Here is a 19,443-nt window from a genome sequence, read left to right as displayed (position 1 = left end):
ATATAAAATGGAAATAAATCTTGATAAATTAATAATTTAACAAAATTAGGGAATTCGAAATGAAATAAAAAAGAATTACGGCAACGTTTTCGTTAATTATTTGATAAATTTTGCAAAATTGATATATAAGTAAAAAAAGGCGCACTTGCGTACGCCTTTATCACAATTAATTTAACCCAAATTTATTGCTTCACTAACTTTTCTACTTTAATTCCTTTATCAGATACCACTCTAACAAAATACACTCCGACATTTTGGGCAGCAATATCGATAGTTGTATTATTTTCATTTACTATGTTGGTTTGTAAAAGTCTGCCTTGTACATCAAACAACTGAATTGATTTGATATTAAAATCGCCTTTAATATAGACAACGCCACTGCTTGGGTTTGGATAAATACTGATGGAACGATCTGATTCGAAATTAGGATTGCTAAGCGCTTGGAAAATTGTCTCATAATCATTGGTTTCTAACGGATAATTGTAATCAAAATAGATGTTAGCTCGTTTGTTTACATTATCGCCTTGTTGCAACGAACCTACTGATTTTACTTTGAGCAATACATTGCCATGACCACCGGATTCTAACAAGATGTTTTCGAAAATAAATTCCACGGTATTGCCGGTCACTCTGGTATACATGTCATGTGAGGCACTTAATAATTGTAGTGAACTCACATCAAAATCGGCCGGATTGATATCGGTTCGCACAACAATATTTTCTGCTTCTGCCGTACCTGTATTTTCAAATCGAATCATATAATGTAAATAATCTCCAATCTCACTCGGAGCTACTATATTACCTTCAATACAAGTGATATCATTGGGATCAAACGAACCTGAAACCATTTCGTTATAAACACATAAATTATTCATTGTGTCTTCATCGCCGGCTTGCGGTAATATAGAAGCGGTGTAATTTAAAATATCTCCAATGTTCACCGGATTGGTATCTGTCGGCGCATTGATATTAAAGGTTACCAAAATGGCTCTGCTTTCAAAAGGTCTTAAGTTGGCATAATCCCAAGACAAACTTCCCGGACCCGAGGTTGATGGCGTTACTGAAGTGGAAACCAACTCCATTAAATTTTGATTAAAGAAGAAATTAACGCCATACTGTTGTGACAATGTTTGATTTCCTTTATTGCGATATACAATTTTATAAACCGCATCAAAGCCCGGACGTGCCTGATTAACCGGCGCTACTACAATTTCTAAATCGGGATGGATTCCGTTTGGTGCAATACAAAAATTTTGAGTAACAACATTGTTATTAAAATTGGCAAAGTTGATATTGGCATTTTGTGGTGAAACGGTAAACCAAGAAGGATTTTCAATACTGGGATTGATGGTGAAGTTTCCGGATAAAGTATAGAATGTATATTGCCCTTGTGCATTGGTAAATGTCGCTCCCGGACCGCTAAAGCCGGCAATGTTCATTCGGATATACGGATTAAAACCGTCTCCTGTATCACAACCGTTATTGTCATTGTCTACGGTTACAGTACCTGTGATGGTATTGTAATTTCCTCCGGGGGTAAAAGAACAATACGAATTAACCACAACATTAGACATCCCATTCTCTTGGAAATATTGTAAAAATCCCGGAATTCTGTATTCATCCATACATACATATTGCAAATTCGGATTATTCGTTAGTGGATAACCTCCGTTTATAGATAGTGCCGGTCTTCCGAATTTCATAAAAACACTCACAAGGTTTGGACTATCGGTACAAATAAGTGTAGTAAAATTGTGATTGTTGGAAACATCCACCGTAGTTAGCAAATTGGCCGAACAGTTAACATAACTCAAATTGGGCATATTGCTGAAATCTAGATTAGTTAACTGATTACTGTGCAAGTATAAGGATTCTATTGCGGTCAATCCGGTAAAGTTAATCGAGGTCAATTGATTAAACGGACAATACAATGACTGTAAATTTGTGCAAGAACTCACATCTAAAGTGGTTAAAGAATTGAAGGCGCAACTTAGTGTAGTTAAACTGGTTGTTCCCGTTAAGTTGATGTTTTGCAATAAATTATTATCTACATAAACATAAACCAACTGACTCAAACCGCTCAAATCCAAAGACGTCAACTGACTGTTTTCAGAAACAATTTGAATCAAACTGCTACAACCATTCACATTAAGACTGGTCAAATTAGAACCGCCACAAAATAATATCTCCAGATTAGGCATGTTTGACAAATCTAAAGTGGTCAAATAACTCGTACCGCTATTCAATAAGGTAATATTTTGAAAACTCTGAATTCCGGTCAAATCGTAGATAGGAAACTGACTGGAGTAATTCAAATTATTCAAAGAATACACCAATAATGCTTCAGAAACCTGAATCTCACCATCGGCATTTTGATCAATGGCTATATTATTTCCTGCACTGTCTTTGGCTATGTCAACTGTCGAGTTCGCTGCCAAAAGCCTTGCTTTAAAATTGGCATCCGGTATATTAACTATTTGGGCATTGACCAATCCTGACATCAGCAATAATAAAAAGTATAATTTTTTCATAGTATATAGAATTCGTTTTAGATTGATTTTATTTGATAATATAAATTTACTGTATGTTGTTTTAGTAATCTTTAGCAAATGAGTAATGACCTATTCTGATTTAGAATTCGTTACAACATCTTTAATAATTCCTGTAACCTGTCTTTTTTTCTTTGCGAAATAGGAAGATTACTGTTGTCTGCCATAACCACATAACCGCCGTCTTTTTTGATATAGGATTTCAAATAAGCCAGATTAATCAAGTGACTTTGGTGAATCCGTTCAAATCCGTGTTCGGTTAATAATTCTTCGTATTCTTTCAAAGTCTTCGATATTAAAATCGGTTTACTGTTTTTGATGTAAAACTTGGTATAGTTGTCTTCGCTTTCGCAACGAATGATGTCGCTCACTTCAAAAAGATGGATGCCGTCTGAGTTGGACAAAGCAATGCGTTTGAAATTATCTACTTTCTTTCGAATGTTTTCCAACAACAAATCGATATGCGATACGTTATCATTTTTATCAATAACATCTTTTAGTTTGCCGATTACTTTCTGTAATTCTTCGGGGTCAACCGGTTTCAGCAAAAAATCCAAAGCACTAAATCGGAAGGCTTTGACGGCATACTGTTCGTGCGCTGTGATAAAAACAATTTGAGAATTCAACTTTCCTTTTTTATTGACTTCTTCCAATAAATCAAAGCCCGAACCATCGCCCAAATGAATGTCCAGAAACAACACTTGCGGCGGATTTTGCAATAACAAAGGTACACCGGTTTCGACACTATCGGCTTCTCCAACAATCCTGATTTCGGGTGCGTAACGAGCCAACAGACTTTTCATTCCGTTTCTCAAATTGCAGTCGTCATCAATTAATAAGGCTGTAATCATATGGGTTTGGGTTAACTTTGAACTCGTAACTATTTACTATATTGTATCGGCAAATGCAAAGTTACTTTGGTTCCCAAAATCTCTTCGGGATGGGTTTTTACTTCTTCTATTTTGAATTCTGTTTTTTGTTTGGTCGTTGATTCTATCATTTCCAAACGCTTTTTAGTGATATCCAACGCCATTGATTTGTGGGCAACTACCGAATTTTCTTTTTGGGCTTTGGATTCATTAAAACCAATCCCGTTGTCTTCCACCGTACAAATCAGACTGTCTTTTTCTACCGTAAAACGCACGGCAATACTTCCGATTTCCTTTTTAGGAATCACTCCGTGTATGATGGCGTTTTCCACAAAAGGTTGCAATAATAATGGCGGTAAAGCCACATCGTCTTCTATCGCATCACTTTTAAAAATTGAAAAAGTAAATTTATTATTAAAACGCAGTTGCTCCAATTCTAAATAATTTTGCAAACTCTCAATTTCTTTGTCGATGGGAATCAGTGATTCTTTGGAATATTCTAAAGTCAATCGCATCAATTTAGAGAATTTTGACAAATATTTGATAGCCGAATCAGTTCCGTTTTGCACAATAAAACTCGAAATCGATCCCAAACAGTTGAACACAAAATGCGGATTCATCTGCAAATGCAGCGCTTTCTGTTCGTATTCGGCTAATTCTTTTTGTAAAGTTAAATTCTTTTTGAGTTGGATTCGGTTGTAAATCAAAAAAGCAATTCCGAACAATAACAATCCAAAAATAGCGGCAAAAAAGAGTTGTAAAGTGTTTCGCTTGGATTCTTCTTTGAGCAACAAATCTCTTTTTTCAATTTCTTTTTGGTGGATAGTTTCACGTTTTTCAAAATCAAAATTTAATTCTTCTTCCACGCTTCTTCTGATGTTTTCGGCATTGGTCAAACTGTCTTTGGCACGACTGTACAATTTAAAGTGCGCCAATGCCAAAGCCGGTTTATTTTGTTGGGCGTATATGTCACTCAGTAGTTTTTCGGTGATGACCACTTGCTCTAAGACCTTGATCTCTTTGGCTAAAGCCAATGCTTTTTCAGCCATGGTAATCGCTTCCGACAGTTTGTTCTGTTCCAAAAACAATTGGCCCAAATGAATGTAACTATCGCCTACTCCGAATTTGTCATCAATACTTGCAAAGGTCTTAATGGCCGATTTCCAGTTAGACACCGCTTGCTCATTCTGCTTAGAGGCTTTGTAATACAACCCGACATTATTATACCATTCGCCTAAAGCTCTCGGATTCGGATGCTTGTCTAAAGCGGCTTTGGCTTTGCTGTAGTAATCAAAAGCTTTGGGTAAATTGTTTTGCTTTAAGTAACCGTTTCCAATATTGGTATAAGTAATGCCTAAATTAGGATCATGGCGCTTTTCCTGTATTTTTTGGGCTTTGATAAAATATTCTAAGGCTTTAAAATCGGCCGATATTGATTTGTAAACGATACCGATGTTGTTGTAGAGCTTGGCACACTTTTCCTCGTCTTTGAGTCGCTCATAAATTGTAACCGCTTTCAAATAATATTGTAGTGCTTTCGAATAATTGCTCTGTTCCGAAAAAACAATGCCAATACTCCCTAAGGCTTTGGCCAGTCCTTTTTGCTTTTCGGTGTCATCTTTTACAGTTATGGTTTCAAAAAGATGTTGGGCATCGGTAAAATGTTGCAAGGCTTTGGCATAATTCCCAACAATGATATTGGCGTTTCCCATATTGAGCATGGCATTGCCTTCGGCCAATTGGTAATCAATCTTTTGGGCCAAATCAAAGGCTTTTTGGGCATAATCCAACATCAACTTCGGATCACTTGTTTTGTATTGATCGGCAATTGCATTGAGCAATTCGGCTTTGTCTATATCATTTCTGGTTTTTTGTAAAGCCGAAATCAAACTGTCTGTTTTTTGGTCTTGTGACCAACACAGCACAGAAAAAAACAGCAACCCATATAAAAGAAAGTATTTTTCTATTCTCATTCGTACATTTGTGTAATGTTCCAAACAAAAATAGTATTTCCTTTCGGTTGAAATGCTCAAAATGAGTATTTAGGTGGTTTGAATTAGAATTTGAAAGAGCGGCTCTTACGCTTTTCTTTTGGCAACACAAAAAGTGCTGACACCAAACGGGAAGTTAACCATTTTCAACAACTTGTTCTCAAAAACAATCAACTGCAGTAAAATGCTGTTTACAAAGGTATTCCCAATAGAAATATCGCTTTCGCCGGTTTTGTTTTTTTGGAAAACAGCCGTCAATTTTCTGAAGAGGTAAACCGGTAAAAACAAAAAGAAATTCCAATAACTCGATTTGAGAATTTCCAGGTTTTCATTTGAAATTTTCGCTCTTAACTCGGCATTAGTATACCGTCGGTAATGCATGTTTACTTCATCGTGATAACTCCACAACGACATAAAAGCCGGCACAAAAACATACATCGTTCCACCTACTTTCAGCAAAGATTTCCAGTTCTTCAAGGCTTGTTTATCGTCTTGCAAATGCTCCAAACAGTCGGAAGCCACTATGATGTCAAAAGATTCCGCAAGTGTTATGTTTTGCGCATCCATTACAAAAGTATTGGGAATGCCGTTGGCTTGGCAATTGGCTATAGCCTTGTCGCTGATGTCAACGCCGTACAAATTTTCGAGTGCGAAACCCAATTTTTCCAAGTCTTTTAAAAACACCCCGGAAGAACAGCCAATGTCTAATATTTTACTGTCTTTCGGAACATTTTCCAATAGGTCGAGTAAATATTTTCTTCTTGATTTGAACCACCAATGGTCGGTTTCTACATCGTGGTATTTTTTCTCAAAATCTTTTTTCATAGTTTATTTTCTTAATCTACTCGTTTATCAATAAAATAGCGAGGTCTTTGCTTTACTTCCGAATAAATTTTGCCGATATACTCGCCTAAAATTCCGAAACAAAACAACTGAACGCCGCCCAAAAAATACATGGGTAAAACCGTTGAAAGCCAACCGGGAACCACGTTTCCGGTATACAAAGCAAACAGGGCATAACCGGTCATTATCAAACAAAAGAAAAAGATAACAAAACCAATAATGGTCACCAATTTCAGTGGATAATTGCTAAAAGAAGTCACGCCATTCCAGGCAAAAGCCGCCATTTTTCGGAAAGGGTATTTGGATTCGCCGGCAAAGCGTTCTAATCGGTCATAATAAACGACCTCTTTGCTAAAACCGATGGTTGGGATAATTCCTCGTAAAAACAAATTCACTTCTCCGAATTCGGCCAAAGCATTCAAAACTCTTTGGCTGCACAAACGGTAATCGGCATGGTTGTGAATGATATTGACCTTCATTTTCTTCATCAAATTGTAGAACAGCAAGGCGGTGTTTCTTTTGAAAAAAGTATCGGTAGCTCTTTCCTTGCGAACGCCGTACACTACATCAATTCCCGATTTGTATTTGACTATCATTTCTGCTATCACGCGAACGTCATCCTGCAAATCGGCATCGATAGAAATCAAGGCATCGGCTTCGTCTTTAAAAGTCAGTAATCCGGCTAATAATGCTTTTTGATGACCTACATTTCCGGCCAATTTCAGTCCTTTGATATGGGTTAATTGCAACGCTTTTTCTTCGATGATATTCCAAGTTTTGTCTTTGCTCCCATCATCCACAAAAACAGCAAAACTCTTTTCAGAAATAATATTGCGCGAAACTAAATCGGCTATGATGGCATTCAACTGCACGGAAGTTTCCGGCAACACCAATTCCTCATTATAGCATGGTGACACTACACCAATAATAGGTTTGTCATGATTTTCCATTAGCTGACAGATTTAGTGGTAAAAACAAGTCCCGAAAGATAGTTAACTTTTCTTTGAATCCAAGGCAAGCGGTATAATCCGGCGGCACTCATAATATACAAAGCCACTCGCGCCGGAAACATATAACGCGGCTCCATGTAAGTCAATCCGTGGAAAATCAATAAGGCCACAATTACACCCCAAAAAAGCCAATAATTGTTAAGACTTTTTTCTTTAACCAAAAACAAAGCAGCACCAAGTATGATGATAATATTGATAAAGTTAATGATAAAAATAACCAGCCAATAACCCATAACACCGTGAATAGGTCCAAGATGAAAATCTTTGGGTTTTACGCTGTTGATAAAATACATGTGACCATAAAAACATTTGACAAAAAACTGTCTGGTAAACAGAAAAGGATGTTCTAAAGCGTCATTAATTAAGAACTCTCGGTAAACGTCGCCGTGAGAGCGTTTGGTTTCTTCTATGATTTTACCTAAAGCTTCTCCGCTTTTACCCCAATTTTGATAATCTTTACTATCCGGTCTGATATCGCTTTCCCAAAAACGGAAATCGGTTGGTTCTTCTCTGAATTGAAATCGGCCTTGGTGCGCGACAAAATATAGAAGGCCTTCCTGATTGTAACCGCTTTTGGTTCCGGTAACCATTTTGGCCAATTGTAATGTTCCATAGCCCATTAAACCTACACAAGTGAAAGTCAATACCAGTTTCTTTCCATAGGTTTTAAAGAATTGTTTGTTCTTGAAAAAGGCATAAACCACCAACAAGAACCCAATCAACAATAACAACATTGTGTTAGGTCGGTTGAGGATCAAAAACCAAAGCCCTAACAACAATAGCAGCCAACTTTTAGTTTCTCTTGCTTCTTTTGCAATTCTTGACCAACCGTACAAAGCCAAAGTCAGCGAAAAAAACGCAGGCACTTCAGCTAAAATCCCTAAGGAATAATAGCAATGTATAGGAAAGATAAAGAATAGCAATACACTCAACAATCCCACTTCTTTGGAAAAAAGACTGGAGCCAATTTTAAAAATCAGCAGTAAACTTATGGTAATGATGATAAAAGTAAATACTACGGCATAAACCCAAAGTTGGTTATCTGTAGCGTCCGAAGGCGCAATCAAATAAGGTGCAGTGTAAAAAAATACCGGTCCGGGCGCTTTGGTAATAGTGACTTTATCATACCCGATGTCACCTTTTAAATACAAGGCCAAATGCTTTGCTTCTTCATGAAAGGTCATATCTCCAAAAGGTTTTGCTTTAAAAGGCAAATTGAGCACGACAATCATCATTAGTGACGAAATCAAAATGATCAGAAGGTTTACCCTTTTGGTGGAGAAATTTTTAATATCCATTTACCGTTTGACTTGGTGATAAAAATAAAGTCGAAAAATAATAAAAAAACCCGAGCTTTCACTCGGGTTTTTCACTTTGTAACTTATAAGTTGTAATTTACTTTTAAGACAATGCTGCTTTTACTTGGTCAGCTGCTTCTTGGAATTGTACCGCTGATAAAATCGGCATTCCTGAATTGTCAATTAATTCTTTGGCAATTTCTGCATTGGTTCCTTGTAAACGAACAATAATCGGCACTTTAATAGCGTCACCCATATTTTTGTATGCATCAACAACTCCTTGCGCCACACGGTCACAACGAACAATTCCACCAAAAATATTAATCAAAATCGCTTTTACATTTGGATCTTTTAAGATAATACGGAAAGCGGTTTCCACACGTTTTGCATCCGCGGTTCCACCTACGTCTAAGAAGTTCGCCGGTTCAAAACCTGCATATTTAATTAGGTCCATGGTTGCCATGGCTAATCCTGCTCCGTTTACCATACAACCAACCGTTCCGTCAAGGTCAACATAGTTCAAACCTACTTCTTTGGCTTCTACTTCGATTGGATTTTCTTCACGAATGTCGCGCATGTCAGCATATTTTGGCTGTCTGAACAAAGCATTATCGTCTATATTTACTTTGGCATCAACCGCCATAATTTTATTGTCAGAGGTTTTTAAAACCGGATTGATTTCAAACATGGATGCATCTGAACCGATGTAAGCATTGTATAAAGCCTCCACAAATTTTACCATCTCTTTGAAAGCATTTCCGGAAAGCCCTAAGTTAAACGCAATTCTTCTGGCTTGGAAACCTTGCAAACCTACTGCAGGATCAATTTCCTCCGTAAAAATTAAATGTGGTGTGTGCTCGGCTACTTCTTCAATATCCATTCCGCCTTCTGTAGAATACATAATCATGTTTCTTCCTCTGGCTCTGTTTAAAAGAACTGACATATAAAACTCAGAAGTTTCACTCTCGCCCGGATAATAAACATCTTCTGCGATTAAAACTTTGTGAACTTTTTTCCCTTCAGGTGGTGTTTGAGGTGTTTTTAACATCATCCCGATAATTTGTTCTGATATTTCCTCTACTTGTTGCAAGTTTTTGGCCAATTTTACGCCGCCGCCTTTTCCTCTTCCACCCGCGTGAATTTGTGCTTTGATTACATGCCAACCTGTACCGGTTTCTGCTGTCAATTGTTTGGCTGCCGCTACTGCTTCTACGGGACTGTTTGCCACAATGCCACGTTGAACTCGAACGCCATAACTGGCTAAAATTTCTTTACCTTGATATTCGTGTATGTTCATAATAAATAGTTAGTTTGTGAAGTGCTGAAAATTGAATTCAACCAAATGTGCCACAAAAGTAATTAATTACAACCAAACCAAAAAGAAATGTATACCAATTTAGTATATTTATCAAGTGGAAACTTTTTAAAAAAAACAACGCAACCCTTTTGAAGCTAAATCATCTGATTTTTAAATCAAAAGACCATGAAAAAAGCAATCTTAACATTGGGTATAATACTGCTGGTTTTACAATCAAGTTGCAGTAATGATTCTAATACAAATCCCAACACCGTACAAGGACAATGGAAATTGGTCAATGTAAGCGGCACTTTTGCCGGAATTGACAACGATTTTGAACCCGGATTAATTACGTGGGACTTTAATCCGACCACACAAATGGTTAGTATAGTCAATAACAATACTGATTTAGATAAATGGGACGTATTTGAAACCGGTGTTTACAATTACCAGATTGTGGAGAACCCTGAGTTTACTTGCGGAGAGATTCTTAAAATCGACGGTATTGAAATGGGATGCTTCACTGTTACCAACAACAGTCTCGTAGTTGACCAATCAATTGCAGATGGCTTCAGGCTTCAATTTGTGGAATAGCTTTCAAAAAGCACGAATTCTGCTATTTTTTTCCTTGGAATTGCGCCACTTGAGACTTAGCTTTGCAGCTTAATTAAATAACAATTATGCAACCGACAGAATTAGAACAATTGGCCCGTGAATTCGGGAATCCACTTTATGTGTATGATGCTGAAAAAATTGAGTTTCAGTACAATCGTTTAACCAATGCTTTTGCCAAGGTAGAGAAGCTTAGAATTAACTATGCAATGAAGGCCTTGTCAAACATTTCTATTCTGAAGCTACTGAAGAACTTGGGTTCTGGCCTTGATACCGTTTCTATTCAGGAAGTACAATTGGGCTTGCATGCCGGATTTACCCCCGACAAAATCATCTTTACACCCAACGGCGTTTCATTCGAAGAGATTGAAGAAGTAGCCCAATTGGGTGTACAAATCAACATTGACAATCTTTCCGTATTGGAACATTTTGGCACCAAACACCCGAAAGTTCCGGTTTGTATTCGCATCAATCCGCATGTAATGGCCGGTGGAAATGAAAATATTTCCGTAGGTCATATCGATAGTAAATTCGGGATTTCAATTTATCAAATTCCACATATTTTACGCATCGTAGAAAACACCAAAATGCACATCAACGGAATACACATGCATACCGGTTCTGATATTTTGGATATCGAAGTATTCTTGTATGCTGCCGAAATTTTATTTGATGCCGCGAAACAATTTAAAGATTTAGACTTCTTGGATTTTGGTTCCGGATTTAAAGTACCTTATAAAAAAGGAGATATCGAAACCAACATAGAAGAATTGGGTAAAAAATTAACCAAGCGCTTTTTGGCATTCGAAAAAGAATACGGTCGCGAGTTGACCTTGGCTTTTGAACCGGGCAAATTCTTGGTGAGTGAAGCCGGCTATTTTTTGGCCAAAGTCAATGTCATCAAGCAAACAACCTCTACTGTTTTTGCCGGAATTGACACCGGATTTAACCACTTAATCCGTCCGATGTTTTACGGTTCACAACACACTATTGAAAACATTTCTAACCCGAAAGGGAAAGAGCGTTTTTACACCGTGGTAGGTTATATTTGTGAAACGGACACGTTTGCCAGCAACCGCAGAATTACCGAAATCCATGAAGGTGACACTTTGTGTTTCCGCAACGCCGGAGCGTATTGCTTCTCGATGGCTTCCAATTACAACTCGCGCTTTAAACCAGCCGAAGTTTTATGGAAAAACGGCAAAGGTCATTTGATTAGAGAAAGAGAAACCTTTGAAGATTTGTTACAAAACCAAATTATGGTTGAAGTATAAAAAAGAAACCCCGAAATAAACTTTCGGGGTTTTTTATTATTTATCAAGTACTTCCAAAAGCACTTCGCTTTCGGTCGCATTGGGCAAGGTTATTTTTAACTTTTGGGCCAAAGTCGGCGCAATTTGGGTGATTACTTTTTTGTCAAAAGATTCCCCTTTTTTAATGTTCCAGCCATAAAATATCAATGGAACATTGGTATCATAAGCATAAGGAGAACCGTGTGTGGCGCCGGTCGCGGAATACTCTACAAAACCAGGTTTGTACACAAAATACAAATCGCCGTTTTGGGTTGGATCATAACCTTTATGAACAAATCCCAACAACTGATCGCTAATAGAAGAAGCCAAGATTTCTTCTTCGGTATAAACTCTTTTTACATAATTTTTGGTGTATAAAAAGTCTTTGAAACTTTGTTTTACTTTGGCCAAATCCAAGCCTTTGGTTTTGATTATTTCTTTGTCGAAGTGAACATTATAGCTGTCGTATTTCAACAATAAATTGATCCCGAAATTCTGTTCGGAAAAAGCAATTAAATCTTTGGAAACATCTTTATAACTGATGTTATCTACGTTGTACTTATTTTCTTTTAAGTGGGTTGAATTCTCGGAACACGCATGATCTGCCGTCATAAAAACCAAATAATTTCCTTTGCCTACGGTTTTATCCAAATAGTTTAAAAAATCGGCTATGGTCAAATCCAAGCGCAAATAAGTGTCTTGAATTTCTATCGAACGCGGTCCAAATGTATGTCCGATATAATCGGTAGAAGAAAAACTAACGGCTAAAAAATCGGTGATATCATCTTTCCCTAAAGCTTCTTTCTCGATAGCTCTTTTGGCCAAATTGGCTAAAACATCGTTCCCAAAAGGCGTAACACGCAATACTCCGGCATCGTTTCCTTCATACATTTCCTTTAAATTATATGGAAAAACAGGTTCTTTTTTATACAATTTGCCTTCGTAATTGTTGGCATCTGTCAAACTTTCATTGTAAGTTTGGATGGGTTTTAGCAAAGACCAACCGCTGTTCATATAAGGCAAATATTGTTTCTCTTTATTGAATTCGTCGACCCAGGTTGGCAAAGTATTGCCATAAAATGAGCTTGAGATAAACTCACCGGTCTTGGTATACCAAAAAGCCCAATCCGCAAAATGTCCGGCCGGAAGAATGGCACCACGGTCTTTGATGCTCATGCCTATAACTTTGCCTTTGAAGTTGGTGCTGAGTTTTAGCTCATCGGTGATGGTGGTGGTTTGAAGGCTTTTGGGTGACATTTTGCCTTCTTTCTCAGTTCCCGGCACTAAAGTCGTTACACTCTCATCATCGGTGCAATACACTTCTTTCTTTAACGTACGGTGAAACCATTCGTTGCTCACAATGCCATGCATGGCCGGTGTCGTTCCGGTGTAAATGGAAGCATGGCCGGGCGCAGTATAGGTTGGCATATAATTGTAATGCATATTGTGAAACGTAAATCCGTCATTCATCAATCGTTTGAAACCATTTTCAGAAAAATCACTTTGAAAACGGTATAAGTATTCCATTTTCATTTGGTCAATGACAATACCAACCACCAGTTTGGGTCTTTGTTGGGCCAAAAGACCGGGAACGATAAGGAAGGATAATAAGCAGAATATTTTTTTCATAGAAGAAAGTATTGAAACACAAAAATAGGAATTACAACGCAATCCTTTCTGAATATTTATGTTAATCTAAAGTTAGGTTTATACCAAAAAACAAATGCATACTAATTAAAGTATGCATTTGCGTTCAAAATCCCAATTTTTATAACAACACTCAACAACTAACTTATTTTAATATCATAAAAGTACATCTGCGGTTGGTAGCGTGCTCGCTGTCGGTACAATCATTTTTCGGACAAATAATCAACGGTTTGCTTTCGCCGTAACCTACAGATTTCAGTCTTTTTCGGTCGATGCCGTTTTGCACCAAATATTCTAAAGCCGATGCCGCTCTTCGGTTTGACAATCTTAAATTATACATTTCGGAAGCTCTGGTATCGGTGTGCGATCCGATTTGGATTTCCATGTAAGGGTATTTTTTCAACAAACCAACCAATACATCTAAGACTTGTGCCGCTTGTGGCTTGATGTTCCATTTGTCTAAATCGAAGTAAATATTTTCCAATTCGATTAAAACCGTTCCGTCGTCTTTTTTATTGATGATGTCTTCGGCGTCATAATAGGACTCAACTTTCATTTGCAAATCGATATATACTTTGCCTTTTTGACTGGTATCAAATTCGGCTTCTGCCGGAATATAGAAATCTTTGAAAGCCATGATTTTGTATTTCTTATTCGGCTCAGTATTAAAAGTAAAATCACCATCTTTGCCGACCAAAACTTCTTCGAGCAATTCGCCTTTGTCGTTGTATAATTTCACAGTAGCGCCGGGCAAAAGTTCTAAGGATTTCAAATCTCTTACTTCACCTTCGACTAAATATTGCAGCTTGTTTTCTTCGCGAACAAAAGTGTATAAATTGTCATCACCGGTTCGGTTGGAAGCAAAATACCCTTTGTCATTGACTTCGTCCAAAATAAAATTGAAATCATCCATTTCGCTATTGATGGTCGAGCCAAGATTTAACGGTTTATCAAATTCGGTATCAGTCAATTTATAGCTCATGAATATATCCAGATTTCCATTGCCTTGATGACCATCAGAAGCAAAGTATAACGTACCGTCTTCGGTTACAAAAGGGAATTGCTCACGGTGAATAGTATTAATAGTTTCGCCTAAATTTCTCGGTTGGCTGAAAGTGCCGTCCTGCAAAATATCTACCACAAAAATATCCATAGAACCGATGGTTCCTTTCATATCGCTGGCGAAGTATAATTTTTTGCCATCTTTGGTCAGGAATGGATGCTGTACGGAATATTCATCACTGGAGAAAGAACACATTTTAACATTGGTCCATTTACCATCAACAAATTCTGCTTTATAAATTTTTACCGTAGCCACTCTTTCGTTGCCAATTTCGACCTGCTTATCGCCACTTCTGTTGAAATACATGGTTTTACCATCGGCACTGAACGCAGCATTACTTTCGTGTTTTTTGGTATTGATGATATCCGGAAAAGGCTCAACTTGAACCAATTGTCCTTTGTCATTTACCGAAGCCATGAACAAGTCTAAATATGGTCTGTCATTCCAACCATAGGCTTTTTCATCGGCATTTCTGAGCGATGCAAAAGTTACTTTGTCGCCATAAAACGCAATTCCGAAATCTCCATTGGTTCTGTTTTTGGACATGGGTTCCAATTTGAAACTGTTGGGTGTATTGCGGGTAACGTTCTTCATAAACTTAGGCGTATTTTGATTGAAACCTAAATATTCCGACATGATGGCATCGCCCTTGTCAAAATCTTTGATTCCTTTCAGCGCATTGGCATAACGGAAAAACACTTCTTTTTTAAGGCTGTCTTTATAGGTAAAAAACAACTGGCCATAAGCCCGCACGGCATTATCCATTTGGAAATTGTAGTAGTAACAATCGCCCAAATTCTGCAACACTTTTTGAGACTGTTCGCATTGCTCATAAGCCGCTGCTGCTTTGACATAGGATTTTCGGTCAAACAAAGCATGGGCTTGTTTGACAGTAACTTTTTTTTGGGCAAAAAGAGTGGTGATACTGCAAAAAACAAAAAGTATGTAGAAGATTTTTTTCATCGTATCCATTTTAAAAGAATCTTGGTGATTTATCATACCCTTTTCCTGATAGTCGGCCTAAATCAAGGTCGAATAAAACAAAAACCTCATGCGAACCCGTATTGAACTTTCTAAGGTTTGTTAGTGTATAGTCATAAGAATAGCCAATTCTCAAAGTTGGTGTCACATAAAAACTGGCCAAACCGCTGACAGAATCGTCTAATCGGTAACCTAACCCGGCTTCAAATTTATTATTGATAAGCACATTGGTAGTTAAGTCGATTGACAACGGCGCGCCTTCAACGCCTTTGGCCATGAAAGCAGGTTTGATTTTCAAATTGTCGTTGCCATTCAAAGTAAAGACATAACCGCCTGTCAAGAAATAATGAATGGCTTCCACTCCGGTGGTAACAATGCCGTTGGTGTTTTCGAGATGTTTGGTGGTTAATAAATTTGGTGTAGAAAAGCCTAAGTAATAATTATCACCAAACAAATAAGTTCCGGCTCCTACATTAGGAAAGGTTTGGCTGATATTATTTTCAAAAGCCGGATCGAGCAACGGACTGGTGTATTGAAATCCGTTGAAATTAGTACTAAATAAGGTAACGCCCGCTTTGACTCCAAAAGACAATCTGGTTTTTTCAGACAGTGATAACACATAGGCAAAGTCGGCATAAATATTACTTTCTTCTACTACATCGCCTATTTCATCATGAACAATTGATATACCCATTTCCACTTTTCTCGACAAAGGTTTGTGGGCAAAAAAGGATTGGGTTGTGGGTGCGCCTTCGATACCAACCCATTGGGCACGATAAATGCCACCCATGTTAATCACATCCTTATTTTCGGTTGCATACGCCGGATTGATTACGCTCATATTGTACATGTAGTGGGTAAACTGAGGATCTTGTTGCGCAACCATAGAAGAAGAGGTCAATACTATGAGTATTGCAGAAAAATAGCGAATAATTTTATGTTTCATAGTTGTACTCATCTTCCTTATCTGTTTAGATATACTCTTCCTTGAACTGCTTTTCTTGTGCCGTCATTGAAATTCAAAATGTAGAAATAAACGCCGGTTGGCAATAAATTGTCTCCCAAATTCAATCCGCCTACTGATGTAGTTCCGTCCCAATTTGGAGTATTTCTGTTTCCGGTGTAAATCAAATTACCATAACGGTTGTAGATTTCCAATTTGAAATTCGGATATAAAACAGCCAAGTTTTCAATTTCAAAAGTATCGTTGATGCCGTCATTGTTTGGTGAATAACCATCCGGAATTAAAATATCATCACAGACTGTTAAATCCACAATAACTTCCAATCTGACAGAACCTTCACATCCACTCGCTGAAGTTAGAGCAGCATAATAAGTTGTTCCGTGTACCAATAAATCAGTAGTAGAATATGCTGTCCCACCCGTTGGCGCATTGTACCAAATTACTGTTGGGAATCCGACAAGATTTCCGGATAAATTTTCTATAGTTGGGTTGTCGTCATCACAGAAAAGATTGCCGTCTTGAATGATTTGCGGTGTTCCTAATTGGGTCACTTCGAAATTAGTTGACATAACCACATTCCCAATAACTCCACAAGTTGTAGTTACAGAGTTCAACTGACTAATGGTTAGTGCTGTCGTTCCATTATTAACCAAATCGGTAGCCGGAATAGTAAAACTTCCTATTCCGCCTGTAAAAGTTACAGTTACTGTATTTGAAGCTGAATTGGCACCACTCAAAAGATATTGGATAATATAATCCCCATCCGGCATATTTACAGTACCTGAAATGGTAGCTTGACTCGCATAATTAGCACAAGTATCCTGAACAGTCAAAATTGCTGTATTCAAATCCGGAATCGGATTGATGACAAAACTAACCGTTGCATTTTCATTCGGATTGGTACAACCGGTTGCGGCAATGATTCCAATAATGGTCAAAGTATAATTTCCTGCAGCTGTAAATATTGCAGCAGGAACGGTAAACTGTCCTACGCCTCCGGTAATGGTTACATTTCCGGTCACGCCTGAAGTTGGTGTTGCGCCGGGAATGGAATAATTAAACTGGTAAACTCCATCAGGCAAATTGATGGCATTGGCAATAGTAATGACAACATCGGTTCCGAAACATACGCTATTGGCAGTCAGACTGGCACTATCAATATCCGCTAAAGGTCTGACAATGATTTGTGCAGCAACACCAGTTAATGTACTTGAACAGTTAGATACGGTATTTAAAATATTGGTAAAAGTAATTACGGTTGTTCCGGTATTTGGAAGAGATGCGTTTGGTATAGTGAAATTTCCTGCACCGGAGGCAATTGTAACTGTTGTCGTTTGACCCGACAAAGTATTGGCTCCTGCCAAATCATAACTCAAAGTATAAACGCCGTCAGCCATTCCGTTTAAGTTAACAACGACATTGGCTCCAAGACAAGCCGGAGAAATGGTTACGTTAACAGTGGTTAATTGCGGACTTGGTAAAATAGTAAACTGAACTGTTTCGGTATCTGTACCGCATAAATTAGTTATGGTATAAGTATAACTGTATGTTCCGGCAGCCAAATTAATAATAGTGATTGGTGAGGCAACCGTTTGAGCTGAACCATCTGTCCAAGTACCGCCCGAATTTTGTCCGGTTAATAAAGTAGCCAAATCTAAAACACCAACACTTGGACATAATGAAACTATACCTGTAAATGTTCCTGCATTTGGCAAAGGATTAACAACAACTGTTACTGTTGAACTTGCATTTAAACAAGGTGATGTTCCAACAACTGTATAAGTAAAATGATAAGTTCCAACAGCCACTACTGACGGATTAAAAATACTACCTGTCAATGCACCTGAATTATCATCATCATTCCAGGTTCCACCTAAAGTTTGAGTACCATCTAAACCTGTAAACAAATCCAAAGAAGTTATATTGATACAAGTATTTAAGGTTTGACCTGTTCCTCCTGAATTTGGTGCTTGAATTACTATAACCGTTACATCAGCGGTATCAGTAGCACATAAACCTCCCCCAACTGTGTAAGTATAAGTTCCTGCCAAATCAATAGCCGGATTAAAGAATCCTGTTCCACTGGCTAATGCCGGTGACCAAGTACCACCCGCCTGCGCATTTGATCCTAATAATAAAAATAAATCTTGAGCCGGATTATTTGAACATAAAGTAACTGAGCTATCATCGCCTGCATTTGGAACCTGATTAACTATTACTGTTATGACGGCACTATCGTTGTCGCATGGCTGGGCACCGGAAAGTGTGTAAGTATAGTCACCAGCAGCATCTACAGTCGGGTCAAAAACCCCGGTTCCGCTTGCCATGGCAGGAGACCAAACTCCACCGGTTTGAGAATTAGGGCCTAACAATTGAGCTAAATCTTGTACCGGACTGTTGACACAAAGTGTAACCGAATTATTGGTTCCTGCTTCAGGCCCCGGAGTCACTGTTACGGTTACTGTTGAAGTATCATCAACACAAGGAGCAATACCGATAACAGTATAAGTATAAACTCCTGAAATATCAACTGCCGGATTAAAAATCCCGGTTCCACTGGCTAAGGTCGGTGACCAAGTTCCTCCTGTTTGAGGGATGCCCGACAAGGAAGCGAATAAATCAACTGAATTTTGATTCGAACAGATATTCAACGTTCCGTCATTTCCTGCATCCGGTACCGGATTAACCGTTACTTGAACCGATGCAGATGATGGTTGACATGGTGTTGTTCCGGATAGTGTGTAAGTATATGTTCCGCCTGCATCAACTGAAGGGTCAAAAACTCCTATCCCACTCATCAAAGCCGGTGACCAAATACCTCCCGCTTGGGCTGTTGGCCCTAATAACAGAAACAAATCAAATGGTGGACTCAAAACACAAGTTGTTGTATTCGTGCTATTCCCTGCAATTGGCGGATCAACTACCGTCAATATAACACTGCTGGTTTGCGGATTAACACAACTCGGTGTACCTGAACTCGCTACACTCACAATATTTACCGTGGTGTTTGCCGTGTAAGTTCCCGTT

The 19,443-nt window shown here is 38.1% G+C and carries 13 protein-coding genes; 2 read left to right on the top strand and 11 right to left on the bottom strand.

Going from position 1 to position 19,443, the window contains the following annotated elements; all coding sequences use genetic code 11:
- Window positions 1-182 precede the first annotated feature (182 nt).
- From HA632_RS02085 to sucC, 7 genes are all read right to left on the bottom strand, one after another.
- A complete protein-coding gene (locus tag HA632_RS02085; protein ID WP_176305587.1) occupies window positions 183-2,531 on the bottom strand; it encodes a T9SS type A sorting domain-containing protein in 2,349 nt (782 codons plus the stop codon).
- A gap of 110 nt (window positions 2,532-2,641) precedes the next feature.
- Window positions 2,642-3,400 (bottom strand): LytTR family DNA-binding domain-containing protein, encoded by a 759-nt coding sequence (locus HA632_RS02080; protein WP_176305586.1) that lies wholly within the window; start codon window positions 3,398-3,400, stop codon window positions 2,642-2,644.
- Window positions 3,401-3,429: 29 nt separating this feature from the next.
- The gene (locus HA632_RS02075; protein WP_176305585.1) at window positions 3,430-5,391 is read right to left on the bottom strand and encodes a tetratricopeptide repeat protein; all 1,962 of its coding nucleotides are present in this window, start codon (window positions 5,389-5,391) and stop codon (window positions 3,430-3,432) included.
- A 105-nt stretch (window positions 5,392-5,496) separates the two neighbouring features.
- Window positions 5,497-6,234, bottom strand: coding sequence for a bifunctional 2-polyprenyl-6-hydroxyphenol methylase/3-demethylubiquinol 3-O-methyltransferase UbiG (locus HA632_RS02070; RefSeq protein WP_176305584.1), 738 nt, complete (start codon window positions 6,232-6,234; stop codon window positions 5,497-5,499).
- 11 nt (window positions 6,235-6,245) lie between these two features.
- Window positions 6,246-7,202 (bottom strand): glycosyltransferase family 2 protein, encoded by a 957-nt coding sequence (locus HA632_RS02065; RefSeq protein ID WP_176305583.1) that lies wholly within the window; start codon window positions 7,200-7,202, stop codon window positions 6,246-6,248.
- Window positions 7,202-8,560, bottom strand: a complete 1,359-nt coding sequence (locus tag HA632_RS02060) for a glycosyltransferase family 39 protein (RefSeq protein WP_194967089.1) — start codon at window positions 8,558-8,560, stop codon at window positions 7,202-7,204. The genes HA632_RS02065 and HA632_RS02060 overlap by 1 nt, the downstream gene beginning before the upstream one ends.
- A 103-nt stretch (window positions 8,561-8,663) precedes the next feature.
- A complete protein-coding gene (gene sucC / locus HA632_RS02055; RefSeq protein WP_171222685.1) occupies window positions 8,664-9,857 on the bottom strand; it encodes an ADP-forming succinate--CoA ligase subunit beta in 1,194 nt (397 codons plus the stop codon).
- 186 nt (window positions 9,858-10,043) lie between these two features.
- Between sucC and HA632_RS02050 the strand changes: the two genes are divergently transcribed.
- A complete protein-coding gene (locus HA632_RS02050) occupies window positions 10,044-10,451 on the top strand; it encodes a hypothetical protein (RefSeq protein WP_176305581.1) in 408 nt (135 codons plus the stop codon).
- 86 nt (window positions 10,452-10,537) lie between these two features.
- Window positions 10,538-11,743, top strand: coding sequence for a diaminopimelate decarboxylase (lysA, locus tag HA632_RS02045; RefSeq protein ID WP_176305580.1), 1,206 nt, complete (start codon window positions 10,538-10,540; stop codon window positions 11,741-11,743).
- A 36-nt stretch (window positions 11,744-11,779) separates the two neighbouring features.
- Here the strand turns inward: lysA and pafA are convergent, their stop codons facing one another.
- From pafA to HA632_RS02025, 4 genes are all read right to left on the bottom strand, one after another.
- Window positions 11,780-13,390: an alkaline phosphatase PafA gene (pafA, locus tag HA632_RS02040; RefSeq protein ID WP_176305579.1), complete on the bottom strand. Its 1,611-nt coding sequence runs from the start codon at window positions 13,388-13,390 to the stop codon at window positions 11,780-11,782.
- A gap of 163 nt (window positions 13,391-13,553) precedes the next feature.
- On the bottom strand, window positions 13,554-15,434 hold the full coding sequence (locus HA632_RS02035) for an OmpA family protein (protein ID WP_176305578.1): 1,881 nt from the start codon (window positions 15,432-15,434) through the stop codon (window positions 13,554-13,556).
- A 10-nt stretch (window positions 15,435-15,444) separates the two neighbouring features.
- Window positions 15,445-16,398: a type IX secretion system membrane protein PorP/SprF gene (locus HA632_RS02030; protein WP_176305577.1), complete on the bottom strand. Its 954-nt coding sequence runs from the start codon at window positions 16,396-16,398 to the stop codon at window positions 15,445-15,447.
- A 17-nt stretch (window positions 16,399-16,415) separates the two neighbouring features.
- A partial coding sequence (locus tag HA632_RS02025) for a gliding motility-associated C-terminal domain-containing protein (RefSeq protein ID WP_176305576.1) occupies window positions 16,416-19,443 on the bottom strand: 3,028 nt, incomplete at its 5' end.

This window comes from Flavobacterium sp. J49, from assembly GCF_011742145.1.
Lineage (GTDB): Bacteria > Bacteroidota > Bacteroidia > Flavobacteriales > Flavobacteriaceae > Flavobacterium.
Note: the sequence above shows the minus strand (reverse complement) of the source record. Positions and strands in the feature narration are given on the sequence as shown.